Below are 14,929 nucleotides of genomic sequence, written 5' to 3'. Positions count from 1 at the left end.
CTTATTCTAAAACATAATAATCCCCTGCCGCAAACATGTATCCGCATGAAAAACCTGATAGTGAAGGGCGCAAGACAGCACAACCTTCAAAATATCAATATAGAACTCCCGCGTGACAAACTCATCGTCGTGACCGGGGTTTCGGGCTCGGGAAAATCCACTCTCGCTTTTGATACGATCTATGCGGAAGGTCACCGCAGATATGTCGAGTCGCTCTCCGCCTACGCCCGCCAGTTCCTCGGACTGATGAGCAAACCTGATGTCGATTCCATCGAAGGTCTCTCCCCCGCAATATCGATCGAACAGAAGACCACCTCAAAAAATCCGCGCTCCACCGTCGGGACGGTGACGGAGATTTATGATTACCTGCGGCTTTTGTATGCCAGGGTCGGGATCCCCTACTGTCCGATCCATCACGTAAAGATCGAGTCGAGGACTCCCGGACAGATCGCCGACTCGATCCAGAGCGAGTATCCTGAGACGATGGTCACGATCCTCGCCCCGATCGTCCGCAAGAAGAAAGGGACCTATGAACAGCTGTTTCGCGATCTGCATGCAGACGGATTTGCGAGAGTGCGGGTCGACGGAGAGATCCTCAGAACAGACGACGAGATCAAACTCGGCAGATACATCATGCACAACATCGAGATCGTCGTCGACCGGGTCGATACGACCGACCGGAGCCGGCTGACCGATGCGATCGAAACTGCGCTGAAGCATGCGGAGGACGGACTCGTGTATGCAAACGCCGGCGGGAAGGACTCCGTCTACTCGGCACGGATGGCATGCCCTGTCTGCGGTCTCTCGTTCGAGGAGCTCCAGCCGAGAATGTTCTCGTTCAACAGTCCGTTCGGGGCATGCCCGACCTGCAACGGGCTCGGGTTCCAGATGGTCTTCGATCCGGATCTGATCATCCCTGACAAGACCCTCTCGCTCGCTGACGGCGCCGTCGCGGTGTACAAAAACTTCCTCGACGGGTACCGTGTCCAGTATCTGGACGCCGTCGCAAAGCATCTTGGCTTCACCCTGATGACGCCGGTGAACGAGCTGACGAAGGAGCAGTATGACGGGCTGATGAACGGCGTGAACGAGAACATGAAGTTCAGCCACACCTCGAAGAATGCCGAGTGGGCCTATCATGGGAGCTGGGAAGGGCTGCTTCCCCAGACCGAACGGCTGTATAAGGAGACAAAGTCCGAGTACCGCAAAGAAGAGCTGGAGAAGTTCATGCGGATCCTGCCGTGTCCGACCTGTCACGGCAAACGGTTAAAGGAGCATGTACTCGCGGTGAAAGTCGGCGGGATGTCGATCGCTGATGTTTCGGATATGTCGATCGATGCGGCCTATGCGTTCTTCGAGTCGCTGCCTCTCTCGCCAAAGGAGGAGGAGATCGCGAAGCTGATCCTTCGGGAGATCAGATCAAGGCTGAACTTCCTGCGGTCGGTGGGTCTCGGCTATCTGACGCTTTCCCGGAGTGCCGGGAGTCTCTCCGGCGGCGAGGCCCAGCGTATCCGCCTCGCGACCCAGATCGGGTCGAACCTGATGGGGGTCTTGTATATCCTGGATGAGCCGTCGATCGGCCTTCACCAGCGGGACAATCAGAAGCTTATCCAGACCCTGCAGAAGCTTCGGGATCTCGGGAACACGCTCCTCGTGGTCGAACACGACGAGGACACGATCCGGGCGGCCGACTACGTGGTGGATATCGGCCCGGGAGCAGGCGTCCACGGCGGACGTGTTGTGGCCGAAGGAACGCCGGACATGATCGAAACGTTCCCGGAGTCTCTGACAGGCAAGTATCTTTCGGGCGAACTTTCGATCCCTGTTCCGGAGAAGAGGCGGCCGGCGAAGAAGTTTATGCGGATCAACGGCTGCACGGAGAACAATCTGAAAGATATCGATGCGGCGATCCCGCTTGGGACGCTGACGGTGATCACGGGCGTTTCGGGTTCTGGAAAGTCGACGCTGATCTACGATACGCTGTATCAGGCGCTGATGAAGGAGCTGTATAAATCGAAGGTGACGCCGGGCGCCTATCGTGAGCTGATCTTTGAGTCGGAGATCGACAAGGTGATCGTGATCGATCAGTCGCCGATCGGAAGGACGCCGCGGTCGAATCCGGCGACTTATACGAAGGTGTTCGATGAGATCAGGAAGCTGTTTGCGGAGACGAAGGAGGCGAAGGTGCGCGGGTACGGGCCGGGTCGTTTTTCGTTCAATATCAAAGGCGGCCGCTGCGAGGCGTGTTCGGGGGACGGGGTGATGAAGATCGAGATGAACTTCCTGCCTGATGTGTATGTGGAGTGCGAGGAGTGTAAGGGAGCGCGTTATAATGAGGAGACGCTGGAGGTGAAGTATAAGGGGAAGTCGATCGCGGATGTTCTGGGTATGAGCGTGGACGAGGCGCTCGAGTTGTTCGAGAACGTGCCGGCGATCAGTACGAAGCTGCAGACGCTTGCGGATGTGGGTCTCGGGTATATCAAGCTCGGGCAGAGTTCGACGACGTTGTCGGGAGGCGAGGCCCAGCGTATCAAACTGACGAGGGAGCTTGCGAAGCGGGCGACGGGGAAGACCGTGTATCTCCTGGATGAGCCGACGACGGGTCTCCATTTCCATGATGTGAAGAAGCTTATCGGGGTTCTGGACAGTCTGGTCGGGAAGGGGAACTCGGTTGTTGTGATCGAGCATAATCTGGATGTGATCAAGTCGGCGGATTATCTGATCGATCTGGGTCCGGAGGGCGGGAATGCGGGCGGCGAGATCATTGCGAAGGGGACGCCGGAGGAGGTGGCGAAGGTGAAGAAGAGTTATACGGGGCAGTTTTTGAAGAGGATGCTGTAAGAATTATCTGTTTTTTTTGGGGGGGCGGGCTGCCCCGAAGGGGCGGCCTCAGCGGAGCAAGTCTGAGCGGAGCGAGGACTTGCGACCAAATCTTTGATTTGCGACCGGGTTGAACGCTGAAAGCGGACGACCTTAGCGGAGGCGGGCTGCCCCGAAGGGGCGGTCAAAGCTTGAGCAAGTTTTTGAAGAAAACGTGCGAGTGGAGGGAAAGAAGACGGAGGGGTGAGATTCGGGAAGGAGTATGTTGGGTGTGGAAACCTGATTTTATTTAACCGCGAATCTCCGCGAATCCTCGCGAATCGCATTTTCCTTGCGTTCGGGTGCTCTGCTCCGGCTGATGCGTGCAAATCGAAGATTTGCGTGCCGCCTCAAATGGGCTTTGCCCATTTGGGCTTCGCCTACGCAGGAATCGCACCCTCTCTGGAAAAATGCTGGGGAAAAACCCGCCCGCGGGTTTTTCTTTTTGTTTGTTATTCTTTTTCTGATTTCGGGGTGCGGGGGAGTGACTGCGGGCTGACCCGAAGGGGCGGCCTCAGCCGAGCAAGTCGCTAGACTTGCGAGTCGGCGCGGAGCGGCCCGCGGTGGAGATATCTTATTTACTGGGGCACAGGTTAGTATTGTGCCCGGCCATTGTATCGCAGAATGGTCAGATGCAGAGTATCCATATTCACCATAGATACTGCTAAGCCAGTAAATATCCAATTATTTACTATCTGGTGAATAGGTATGGGATGGTATAGAGAATCTAGTTACGTTGATGGAAGAACATGTGAGCTTTTAGATTATCAATCCGTAATCGAGCATTGTTTCTTTGAGTTTGTCTTTATTAACGAGAAATTCAAGGTTTTTTGTCGTGCCTGGAGAAAACCTCTGGAACCGATTCTAACCACTGATAATTCAGATTATCCCAGAAGGAGCAATAGAGACGGCGAATGGACAATTCAAACAGACAGGTTTGGATTTGTCGGAGATGAGTGGGATGGTGAAATCAAAGAAAACAGGTCAGATACAATACTCATGCGGGATTTGAATCGGCATTTATCAATAACAAGAAAGCAGTTTCCTGATACGCCGTCATATTTCTTTAAGCAGGAATATCCGGACTGGGAACGTGATCGTGATTATCGTGTAAAAAGAGTTGGTTATGATCAGCAAATTGTTACACGGAATCGAGGAGAGAGTATTGGTATTCTCAAGCAGGGAGATGTTATCGTTCATTTGAATAATGGCGACAAAGCTGTTTCACTCAAACCGAATCAGATTGTGGTGACCCAAAATCAGGGTGAACAGTGGTTTAAAATTTTCAGCGGAGAACGAGTTGTTATTATAAAATCTGATAATACCCAGGAATTATATGACCCCTGGGCTCCGCCAAAACCCGTGGTAAAGCCAAAGAAGGAGGATCCTATATTTTATCTTTCAAAGGACGGGATTACTGCCCGAGGGAAGAAACTCTGCGGTACATTTCGCGTGCTTGCGGGTTCAGAAGTTAATCTCTCTTTTGAACCATACTCCAATGGCGGTAAAAATCGAAGAAAAGAGTTGAAAGAGGAAGGAGTCATTAAGACAAAAAAGAATGGCACTGCCTATCTTGCTGAGGACAGAGAATTTAAAAGCCCAAATACTGCTGCTGATTTTGTATTGGGCGGTAATAATAAAGGCGGTATTTTATGGCGTAATGCAGAAGGTACAACCTGGAATGAGTATTATAAAGATGAGGTGTGACATTTTCAAGATTTTTACGGATGAAGTGTGTTTGGGCATGATCCCCGTTTTGGATTGACCGTATGTTCACAGCCGATCATCCCTAATCGAAAACCAGATGAAAAAATTGGGATAGGGGGTGGAAGAATAAAAAAATTTCTGATTTCAAAATGAAGTAGTATCAGCTCTTTTCTTGATCCGGCAAGGGAAGGCCCGCAGTGGAGGTATCCTTTTTGTTGGATCTCTATGTGTTTTTATGGTGGGTCACCAGTGGGGAAAGAACTACGTGGGTGACTCAGCGCTTCTTTCAATCCACGTGCCCGCAGGGGGCACGACCGACTACACAGAGGATATGCATTTCCCCCCTTATTTTACGGGAGGGTTCTCTTTTGCCTAATATCAGCCTGACTTTATTTATCCGAACATTAATCATACTATAATTGAGATGTATTTCATATGAGTGAGAGCGAACAACCCTATTATGGCAGAAGCATTGATGGTCACGCTCCATTCCAGCCATTATTGGAACATTTGACAGAAACATCAAACTTAATGTCAGAATATTGTTCCAAGTTTACGTGTCCGGAGATCGGAAAACTCTGCGGCTTACTCCATGATATAGGCAAATACTCAGACGAGTTTCAGCGCAGAGTTCGCGGTGAGAACATCCGGGTGGATCACTCAACAGCGGGTGCGAAAACAATTCACGATCTTGCAGATAAGGAGCATTCCACTTTTTCAAAAATAGCCTATTCTCTTATGGCTTATGTGATCGCAGGACATCATGCAGGTCTTCCAAATATGGGAGATGAAAACAGCAGCAGGTCTGATTTGTTTCCACGAATAGGAAGCTGCAAGCCTGAATTATATTCTGCCTGGCATACTGAGGTGCAAATTCCTGACTTAAATATCGATTCTGCGATATCCAGTCTCTCTTTTTCCAGTGAAAAAGAGGTTGGATTCGCATTATTTTTGTATACGCATTTCTTATTATCCGCATTAGTGGACGCTGACAGAACAAATGCCCAATCATTTCCAAAAATTTCCTCAAGTAAGGAAGAAAAATCATTGCAGTATCTCTCCATTTCTGATCTGAAAGAGAAATTAGATGATCACATGGCTAATTTTTCTAAGGATAAATGTGGAAAACTCAACAATATTCGTCAAAATATTTTAGCATATTGTAGAGAAGCAAGTGAGGAGGGAAAGGGTCTGTTCACATTAACGGTTCCAACTGGCGGAGGGAAAACCCTCTCCTCCCTAATGTTTGCACTCCACCACGCTGAAAAAAATCATCTGGAACGCGTAATCTACACGATTCCCTTTACTTCAATTATTGAACAAAATGCTGGAGTTTATAAAAAAATATTTGGGGAAATGAACGTCCTTGAACATCATTCAAACTTTGTCCTTCCACATTCAAAAGCAGATATAGACAAGGACTTAGAGGATGAAAACGAAAAACTCGCCAATTCCATTACTAATTGGGATGCCCCGCTGATATTAACTACAAATGTGCAGTTTTTCGAATCATTGTTTACTGCAAATCCTTCCCGCTCACGAAAGGTACACAACATTTCCAACAGTGTTATTGTTCTTGATGAGGTTCAGGCTCTTCCCATCGATCTGTTGATCCCTTGTTTGTATGCTTTATCTGAATTAGTACGGAACTATAATTGTTCTGTGGTTCTCTGTACTGCAACACAGCCTAATTTCGTAGAGAATGGGCTTATCCCATCCAAAAGTCAGTATGAAATCATCCCAAAAGAAACATATGCAAAAATGGCACAGGAGATGAAACGGACTGAATCGCTGTATCTTGGCAATAAGACAAATGAAGAGATCTCATCCCTTCTTCTCCAAGAAAAGCAGGCTCTCTGTATTGTAAATACCAAAAAGCATGCATCTGATTTGTACTCTCTGCTGCAAAATATCAGTCCTGACAGTTGTTATCATCTCAGTACAAATATGTATCCCGCACACCGTCGAAAAGTTATTGCAACGATCAAAGGCCGGCTGTTTATGGGATTGCCGTGTCATGTTGTATCTACTCAGTTGATCGAAGCAGGTGTTGATATTGATTTTCCAGTCGTTTTCCGCTCACTCGCGGGAGTCGATTCAATTATTCAGGCGGCTGGGAGATGCAATCGAGAGGGAAAACAGGCAGTTGGGACGGTGTATGTGTTTCAACCAAAAGATGTATACAATCTTCCCAAGTATCTCCGTCAAACAGCACAACTTGCAGAGAGATATACGTCTGATTTCCTATCTAAAGAAAATTCAGATGCGTATTTCCGGGAATTATTCTATAACAAAAAAGCGGATTTGGATGAACATCATATTATTGACAAATGCATGGATGCCCTGAGCTCATCAAATCCATCTTATCCTTTCCGGGACATATCTGAGGATTTTAAACTTATTTCAGATGACGGTTGTGCTGTTGTGATCCCCCTTGATGACGAGTGTAAAAAATTGTTATCATCGCTGGATGAGATGAGACTTGGCGAGGTTCAAAGAAAAATCACTCCTTACTGCGTTAACGTCAGAAAATATATTTTGGAAAAATTTGATGCTGGCGGGATGCTGAAATTCTATAGTGATAGTATTGTTGTGCTTTTAGATGTGAAAAGCTATGATGAAAATCTTGGTCTTATTGTTCCTCTGCCGACTGAGGAGAGAGAGGGGTATATCTACTGAGTAAAAATACAATATCTTATTACCTCTCAGGTTCACATAAGAATTATTCCTCACATTATGTGTGCTTTACTTTCGTTTGCAGTTAAATTGTGGGGATAGGTGTCTCTAAATGTATGGTATTACCTTACGAGTATGGGGCGATTCTGCATGCTTTACCCGGCCTGAAATGAAGGCCGAGCGGGTAACATATGATGTTATCACCCCATCTGCAGCTCGCGGGATTCTGGAAGCTATTCACTGGAAACCCGCTATCAGGTGGGTTATCGATACGATCTGGGTGATCAAACCAATTGCTTATTCCAATATTCGCAGAAATGAAGTGAGCGATGTTGTTTCCTTTACTGACGTAAAGTCATGTATGAAATCTGTTTCCAATTCCGGATCAGCGGCTCCGCTCTATCTCGACCCTCAGGAGAAGCGTCAGCAGAGGGCCACGCTCTATCTTAAAGATGTTGAGTATTTAATCCAGGCACATTTTCTTATGACAGAAAATGCGGGAGCTGACGATACAGCAGAAAAGCATTATAATATTTTCCTCAGACGCGCACGGAGGGGACAGTGTTATCATAAACCGTATTTTGGATGCCGTGAGTTTCCTGTAAATTTTGAGTTGGTGGAAGATACATCCATATTCACTCCTATTCCAGAGAGTAGGGATCTAGGCTGGATGTTATATGATATCGATTTCAAGAAAGATAAGGAGCCGCGGTTTTTCCGGGCACAGATGCATGAGGGTATCGTTCAGATCCCAACCGTGTTGCATGCTGAGGTAAATGTATGATCCTTCAGGCTTTGTGCGAGTTATATGATGTGCTGGCCGCCGATAAGAATGTGGAAATACCTCTATCAAACTATTCAGCTGTTGAGTGCTCGTACCGTATCACTCTATCTCCTGACGGCTCTGTCGTAGGATGCGTTGAACTTGGAAATGAGAATAAAAAGACTGAAAAGCATACAGTTCCGGAACATGAAAAACGGTCTTCGATCAGACCTTACTTCCTTTGCGATACGCCAAAGTATCTGCTTGGGTATGAGGTCGAGACCGATAAGACAACAAAACAGATCGAGTTCATACCAAGGCAGGATTGGATCCGGGCTTCTTTAGCTTATCACCGTGAGCTGATCGGGGATTCTTCGGATGAGGGACTCCGGGCATTTCTATTGTTTTTGGAAAAGCAGGTTTCCCGTCCGGGCAATGCATTTCCAAAGGATATGTATACGGGGAAAAATCTTATTTTTCAGCTCGATGGTGATCAAAACGATATACACGATCGACCGGCTACAAAAACCATCTGGGAGAAATTCCGGCAGCAACCATCACCAGATGAGCTTTGCGAACAGTGTCTTGTTACCGGAGAGCCTAATGTCCCTATTGCCAAGACACATAATTCCGTAACGATCAGCGGCGGGAAGGGGACTGGCTGTTCTCTTGTGAGTTTTAAACCGGATTCATTTACATCATACGGAAAAGAGCAGAGTTATAATGCGCCAGTTTCGAAAAATGCGGCGTTTAAGTACATAACAGTTCTTCAACACTTGCTTGATAGTCCAGATATGCATTCAAAGATCGGTGAAACAAGGGTAGTATTTTGGGCAACGAAAACCGGGACCGAGCAGAGCATTCTGGCACAGTTCTTCCCTTCCAATAAGATGGAAAAACGGGACCCCCGGATGACTGAAAAAATTGAAAATATCATGAAGGCGATCCGTGCAGGCAAGAGCTTTTGTGATATAGCCGATCCTTCTGTTGAGACGTATGTTCTAGGTATGTCTCCAAATGCTGCTCGGGTGTCGGTAAGATTCTGGTATACATCAACGTTTGAGAAGTTTATGAGGAATATGACCAGTCATCAGGATGCCCTTGGTCTTAAAAACAGGTATGGTGAGGTGAGATCTGTGAGCATTACCGAGATCCTTCGGAGAACAGTTCCATCTGCTGTAACGGAATGGTGGGAGAAATGTCCGAATTCATTGGAGCAGAGTTTGTATAATGCCATTCTTACCGGTGCCCCTTACCCGATCTCACTTTATATGACTATGCTTATGCGTATCCGTTCTGAGGCAGGGATGGTGCCGAAAAAGGCCGCCTCTGCTAAAAAGGAGATGCAGGGAAAAAAGAAGGGAGAGAAGACTGAGTCGTCAGAAACTGATGGAATCGATTTTGTCCGTGTTGGATATATCAAGGCAGTTCTCTGCCGAAATTTTAAGAGAGATGATGTTACAATGAGTTTAAATCTGAAATCCACAAACAAGGCCTATACTATTGGCAGGCTTTTTGCTGTACTTGAAAAGTTACAGTATGAGGCCAATAATGATTCGACTATTCGGTCGAGGTATTTTGCATCGGCATCCACGAATCCAAAACTGGTTTTTCCAAGTTTGCTGAATCTGGCGCAACATCATATTGCAAAAGTTGATTCAGAGAAGGATGGTTATGCATCGAAGTATTATGATGCTGATATTTCCAAACTACTTTGGAATCTGGACAATGAATTCCCCGCTACTTTGAATCTTGAGGAGCAGGGATTATTTATTCTCGGGTATTATCATCAGCGTGAGTATTACTACATGAAGAAAGAAGATAAAGAAAAATTGAAACTGGAGGCTTAAGTTATGGCAATTGAAAACCGCTATGAATTTGTAATGTTGTTTGATGTTGAAAACGGTAATCCGAATGGCGATCCGGATGCGGGAAACATGCCGCGTGTTGATCCGGAAACCGGTTTTGGTCTGGTTACGGATGTATGCATCAAGCGAAAAATCCGCAATTATGTTTCTTTGGTGAAGCAGAATGCGCCCGGGTTTAAGATTTATGTTCGTGATGGTGCTGTTCTCAATGATGAGCATGAGTGGGCCTATAAAGAGTGTAATATTGAGATGGTCAAAGAGAACACAGAAAACAAAAAGAACAAAAAGCAGCCTAAAGAGGATGTTGTCAAAGCGCGTGCATTCATGTGTGAGAATTATTATGATATTCGCACATTTGGCGCAGTTATGTCAACAGGTGATGCTGTCTGCGGTCAGGTTCGCGGACCAGTGCAGCTGAATTTTGCACGCAGTATCGACCCAATTGCTGCACGTGAGTTGTCTATCACCCGTTGTGCAGTGACAAAAAAGGAAGACGAACTGAAGGAGCGGACAATGGGAAAGAAGCATATTGTTCCCTATGCATTGTATCGCGTCGAGGGATATATTTCGGCGAATCTTGCCCAGAAGAAGGAGGGGGGCGGATATGATGGAACTGGCTTTGATGAGGAGGATTTGAATCTGCTGTGGGATGCTCTCATAAATTTATTTGAGGATGATCATTCTGCAGCAAGGGGCAAGATGGCGACCCGCAAGTTGTTTGTGTTCAAGCACGATTCCATCTTTGGATGTTCACCATCGCATCTCTTGTTTGATAGAATTTCTGTAAAGAAAACTGTTGATGGACCTGCACGATCATTTGCAGATTATGCGGTGAAATCCGATTGTGCACAACTTCCCGCTGGAGTTACGTGTATTGAAAAACTTTGAAGAGAGAGATAGTGAAGATTATCTGCTGTTGAGCGGCATTCTTCACTTTGCTTTTTGTAAGAGACGGTGGGCGCTCATTCATATCGAACAACAGTGGAATGAGAATTCCCTGACATTTTCAGGACGTTTGATGCATAAAAATGCTGACAATCCTCATCTTACTGAATGCCGGGGAGATATTATCATTACTCACGCCATGCCTTTAGTGTCTCATTCCCTTAAGGTATATGGTGTTGCGGATGTTGTTGAATTTCAACGTAATAATACAGGAGTGGAACTTGAAAAATTCAGCGGGTTCTGGAATGTGATTCCTGTTGAGTACAAGTCGGGAAAAAAGAATTCATTTGGAAGTGATGAAGTACAACTCTGTTGTCAGGCAATGTGTCTTGAAGAGATGTTTGAGACAGCAATTCAGCATGGGTTCCTGTATTATGGAAAAACACGGCGTCGGTTTGAGGTTAAATTTGATGATGATCTCCGTAAGCGTGTGACATCTCTTGTTGCTGAAATGTATCACCTGTTTGAAGAGGGAATCACCCCTCCGGCTGTTTATCAGAAACACTGTGATAATTGTTCTCTCGTGGATATATGCCTGCCTCAGTTGTCATCAAAAAAACATGCTGTGGATTCATACCTTGAATCTGCTATTTTGAGGTAATTATGCGAAAACTACGTAATGTTTTGTATGTGACAAATCCCAAGTCCTATCTTTCGCGGGACGGGGAAAGTATCGTTGTATCCGTTGAAAATCAGGAACTCGCCAGAGTCCCGATCCATAATCTGGAAGGGGTCGTTTGTTTTGGGTTCATGGGGGCAAGTCCCGGGATGATGGCGCTCTGTACGGAAAATGATGTGGGCATGTGTTTTGTTTCGCCTTATGGAAAATTTATGGCACGGATCGGCGGCAAGGTTTCGGGAAATGTGCTGCTCCGGAAACGTCAGTACGCCGTTTCGGATGATGAGGAAGCATCGAAAAAAATCGCGGCATACTGCATTCTCGGGAAACTGATGAACTGCCGGACGGTCCTTCAACGGTTTTCCCGCGATTATCCGGATATGGTGTCGGGGGAGTTCGAGCGGAATTTCAAACGGCTGTCTGAGGGGATCCTCCAAATCCGAGCCGGAACGTGTGGTTCGCTGAATGAGCTGAGAGGCTTTGAGGGGATCCTGTCTAAGTATTATTTTGACAGTTTCAATAATCTGATCCTGTCAACGGAACCGGAGTTCTCGTTTGAAAACAGGTCAAGGCGTCCTCCTCTGGATCGGGTGAATGCATTGCTTTCATTTTCCTATACACTTATTGCGGCAGATTGTGCATCGGCTCTGGAGTCTGTGGGTCTCGATCCGCAGGTCGGTTTTCTGCACCGGGTCCGGCCTGGAAGACCAAGTCTGGCTCTCGATCTGATGGAGGAGTTTCGCCCGTATCTTGGCGATCGGTTTGTGCTGAGTCTCATCAATAACCGTGTGGTGACGGCAGGTGATTTCGTGGTGAAGGAGAACGGAGCGGTTTTGCTGACTGATGATGCACGAAAGACGGTCCTGCAGGCATGGCAGAAGCGAAGAAAGGAGGAGGTGACGCACGGATATCTGGAGGAGAAGATTCCGATCGGTCTTTTGCCGTATGCCCAGGCGATGCTGCTCGCCCGGTTCCTTCGGGGAGATATCGACGGGTATCCGCCGTTTGTGGTGAGGTGAGAGATGTTTGTTTTGGTTACATATGATGTGAATACGGAGACGCCGGAGGGGAGACGGCGGCTTCGTCAGGTCGCAAAGATCTGTAAAAATTTTGGGGTGAGAGTGCAGAACTCAGTGTTTGAGTGCGTAGTGGATTCTGTTCAGCTGATGGATTTGAAGTTCAGGATAGGAGAGGTTATTAATCCAGAAACGGATAGTGTTAGATATTATAATCTCGGAAAGCAGGGTAGAGATCATGTTGAGCATGTTGGAGCAAAGCCTGGGTTGAACGTGGATGATGCGCTGATTTTTTAGATTCTTTTTTTTCGCGAAGGGGTTGTGCCCATGATTTTTCCGGGAGGTTCGCGATGTCTGCGGTTTTTGGTTTGTTTTTGGGTTTGGTGAAGATTTTGAATATTTCCAATGGAATATAATGTTTTACGTGTGGAACTTTCTGCTGATGAGGGAGGGAGAGAATTATATGGGTGGAGTTATAGTATATTAGAGTTAGAGTCGTGCCCCTCGTGGGCACGTGGATTGAAATTCAATTATGATTGAGGTCGGTTTAAGAGTTATGTCGTGCCCCTCGTGGGCACGTGGATTGAAATTCGGAGGAGACCGGCATCACACGCAAAACCATGTCGTGCCCCTCGTGGGCACGTGGATTGAAATCTTTAATTTCTGATGCGTGTTCGATAGCTGTTCGTCGTGCCCCTCGTGGGCACGTGGATTGAAATTATCACCACTGAATCGGAACTCAAAGGACGTACGTCGTGCCCCTCGTGGGCACGTGGATTGAAATGTATTATACCGACAACCAGCACGAACACGGATGGTCGTGCCCCTCGTGGGCACGTGGATTGAAATATTTGAGACACGTTTCAAGCCTACATTAGACGAGTCGTGCCCCTCGTGGGCACGTGGATTGAAATTATGATTTCGTTCAGGCGCTTAATGTCGTTAACGTCGTGCCCCTCGTGGGCACGTGGATTGAAATCTTCATCATGAAGAATAGAGGTCTTATCAGTGTCGTGCCCCTCGTGGGCACGTGGATTGAAATATCTTCACGGTCATAATCCCTATAGGCCGCGTCTAGTCGTGCCCCTCGTGGGCACGTGGATTGAAATAAATTGCGCCCGTTTGGCCGCTCCGGCACATACGTCGTGCCCCTCGTGGGCACGTGGATTGAAATTTATATCCCCGGTTACATTCCCCGTTACATCCCGTCGTGCCCCTCGTGGGCACGTGGATTGAAATTTTGTTCATGCTCTGCAGGCTCAACACGGGATAGTCGTGCCCCTCGTGGGCACGTGGATTGAAATCTTCTTGAGAGGGCAATTCCAGGGAAAACCCTCGTCGTGCCCCTCGTGGGCACGTGGATTGAAATTTTGAAGAGCAAATCGATGCACTCAAGAGAGAGTCGTGCCCCTCGTGGGCACGTGGATTGAAATCAATGAGGCGATTCAAGCGAATATAGAACTTGAGTCGTGCCCCTCGTGGGCACGTGGATTGAAATCAAAAGAAATATACACACACCATGAGGCCCAGAGTCGTGCCCCTCGTGGGCACGTGGATTGAAATTTCAAGTGAAAGCATATACTCCCATATCTTTGGGTCGTGCCCCTCGTGGGCACGTGGATTGAAATGTCTATAATAACTGTGCCTATCGCCCCCTTGGTCGTGCCCCTCGTGGGCACGTGGATTGAAATCATTAACTGCCATTATGTCGCCCCCGCGCCCAGGTCGTGCCCCTCGTGGGCACGTGGATTGAAATTATAATATGATGATTTGTATGCCCTCCAGTGCGGGTCGTGCCCCTCGTGGGCACGTGGATTGAAATTTAGTTCCTGGGTCAATGTCAAATACAACACATGTCGTGCCCCTCGTGGGCACGTGGATTGAAATAAAAAAGCATTGGTTGAAACAAGAAGAGCTTACCGTCGTGCCCCTCGTGGGCACGTGGATTGAAATCAGAAATGTCCTCTAAAATGTCCCCTATCTCTAGTCGTGCCCCTCGTGGGCACGTGGATTGAAATTTTGTGGTTACGCTTGTAGTCGCATTCGTGCCCGGTCGTGCCCCTCGTGGGCACGTGGATTGAAATATCTGAAAATGCGATACGCATCTCATCGGCGTGTCGTGCCCCTCGTGGGCACGTGGATTGAAATACTAACGACGGTAAACAGGTATTTTATACTCCCGTCGTGCCCCTCGTGGGCACGTGGATTGAAATGTAAATGGCCTTAAGCCATCCTTTAGATTCTGTGTCGTGCCCCTCGTGGGCACGTGGATTGAAATATCGCTCATGCGGCTGTCGTCAAGGTCGCCGACCGTCGTGCCCCTCGTGGGCACGTGGATTGAAATACAGTAACTTTTGTCATGTGAATATAATATTACGTCGTGCCCCTCGTGGGCACGTGGATTGAAATATAATATATTTTATATTATGTGTAATGGCAAGTCGTGCCCCTCGTGGGCACGTGGATTGAAATCAAT

General features: G+C 47.5%; 9 protein-coding genes and 1 CRISPR repeat array. All 9 genes read left to right on the top strand.

The window, feature by feature from the left end; translation table 11 throughout:
• The first annotated feature begins 45 nt into the window (after positions 1-45).
• The 9 genes from uvrA to cas2 all read left to right on the top strand — a co-directional run bounded on the left by uvrA (position 46) and on the right by cas2 (position 12,750).
• The gene (uvrA, locus tag EYA77_RS04770; RefSeq protein WP_167816051.1) at positions 46-2,841 is read left to right on the top strand and encodes an excinuclease ABC subunit UvrA; all 2,796 of its coding nucleotides are present in this window, start codon (positions 46-48) and stop codon (positions 2,839-2,841) included.
• 726 nt (positions 2,842-3,567) lie between these two features.
• Complete coding sequence (locus EYA77_RS04765) at positions 3,568-4,566, top strand: DUF4357 domain-containing protein (RefSeq protein WP_167816050.1); 999 nt, start codon at positions 3,568-3,570, stop codon at positions 4,564-4,566.
• Positions 4,567-5,001: 435 nt separating this feature from the next.
• Positions 5,002-7,245: a CRISPR-associated helicase Cas3' gene (cas3, locus tag EYA77_RS04760; RefSeq protein WP_167816049.1), complete on the top strand. Its 2,244-nt coding sequence runs from the start codon at positions 5,002-5,004 to the stop codon at positions 7,243-7,245.
• A gap of 109 nt (positions 7,246-7,354) precedes the next feature.
• A complete protein-coding gene (gene cas5c / locus EYA77_RS04755; RefSeq protein ID WP_167816048.1) occupies positions 7,355-8,026 on the top strand; it encodes a type I-C CRISPR-associated protein Cas5c in 672 nt (223 codons plus the stop codon).
• Complete coding sequence (gene cas8c, locus EYA77_RS04750) at positions 8,023-9,855, top strand: type I-C CRISPR-associated protein Cas8c/Csd1 (RefSeq protein WP_167816047.1); 1,833 nt, start codon at positions 8,023-8,025, stop codon at positions 9,853-9,855. Before cas5c ends, cas8c begins: the two co-directional genes overlap by 4 nt.
• Positions 9,856-9,858: 3 nt before the next feature.
• A complete protein-coding gene (gene cas7c / locus EYA77_RS04745) occupies positions 9,859-10,761 on the top strand; it encodes a type I-C CRISPR-associated protein Cas7/Csd2 (protein WP_167816046.1) in 903 nt (300 codons plus the stop codon).
• Positions 10,748-11,419 carry a CRISPR-associated protein Cas4 gene (gene cas4, locus EYA77_RS04740; RefSeq protein WP_209315011.1) on the top strand — a complete coding sequence of 224 codons (672 nt, stop codon included), beginning with the start codon at positions 10,748-10,750 and terminating at the stop codon, positions 11,417-11,419. Before cas7c ends, cas4 begins: the two co-directional genes overlap by 14 nt.
• A 2-nt stretch (positions 11,420-11,421) precedes the next feature.
• Positions 11,422-12,456, top strand: coding sequence for a type I-C CRISPR-associated endonuclease Cas1c (gene cas1c, locus EYA77_RS04735; protein WP_167816045.1), 1,035 nt, complete (start codon positions 11,422-11,424; stop codon positions 12,454-12,456).
• Between the two features lie 3 nt (positions 12,457-12,459).
• On the top strand, positions 12,460-12,750 hold the full coding sequence (cas2, locus tag EYA77_RS04730) for a CRISPR-associated endonuclease Cas2 (protein WP_167816044.1): 291 nt from the start codon (positions 12,460-12,462) through the stop codon (positions 12,748-12,750).
• Positions 12,751-12,947: 197 nt separating this feature from the next.
• Positions 12,948-14,925: a CRISPR direct-repeat array (repeat unit 32 nt; unit sequence GTCGTGCCCCTCGTGGGCACGTGGATTGAAAT).
• Positions 14,926-14,929: the final 4 nt, after the last annotated feature.

The organism is Methanocorpusculum sp. GPch4 (assembly GCF_012062385.1).
Classification (GTDB): Archaea; Halobacteriota; Methanomicrobia; order Methanomicrobiales; family Methanocorpusculaceae; genus Methanocorpusculum; species Methanocorpusculum parvum.
The sequence above is the reverse complement of the archived record's forward strand: the minus strand, read 5'-3'. Positions and strand labels throughout refer to the sequence as shown.

Excerpts from the sequence above, each read along its gene's own strand:
- uvrA (WP_167816051.1), top strand. The coding sequence starts at position 46 with ATGAAAAACCTGATAGTGAAGGGCGCAAGACAGCACAACCTTCAAAAT.
- EYA77_RS04765 (WP_167816050.1), top strand. The coding sequence starts at position 3,568 with ATGGGATGGTATAGAGAATCTAGTTACGTTGATGGAAGAACATGTGAG.
- cas3 (WP_167816049.1), top strand. The coding sequence starts at position 5,002 with ATGAGTGAGAGCGAACAACCCTATTATGGCAGAAGCATTGATGGTCAC.
- cas5c (WP_167816048.1), top strand. The coding sequence starts at position 7,355 with ATGTATGGTATTACCTTACGAGTATGGGGCGATTCTGCATGCTTTACC.
- cas8c (WP_167816047.1), top strand. The coding sequence starts at position 8,023 with ATGATCCTTCAGGCTTTGTGCGAGTTATATGATGTGCTGGCCGCCGAT.
- cas7c (WP_167816046.1), top strand. The coding sequence starts at position 9,859 with ATGGCAATTGAAAACCGCTATGAATTTGTAATGTTGTTTGATGTTGAA.
- cas1c (WP_167816045.1), top strand. The coding sequence starts at position 11,422 with ATGCGAAAACTACGTAATGTTTTGTATGTGACAAATCCCAAGTCCTAT.
- cas2 (WP_167816044.1), top strand. The coding sequence starts at position 12,460 with ATGTTTGTTTTGGTTACATATGATGTGAATACGGAGACGCCGGAGGGG.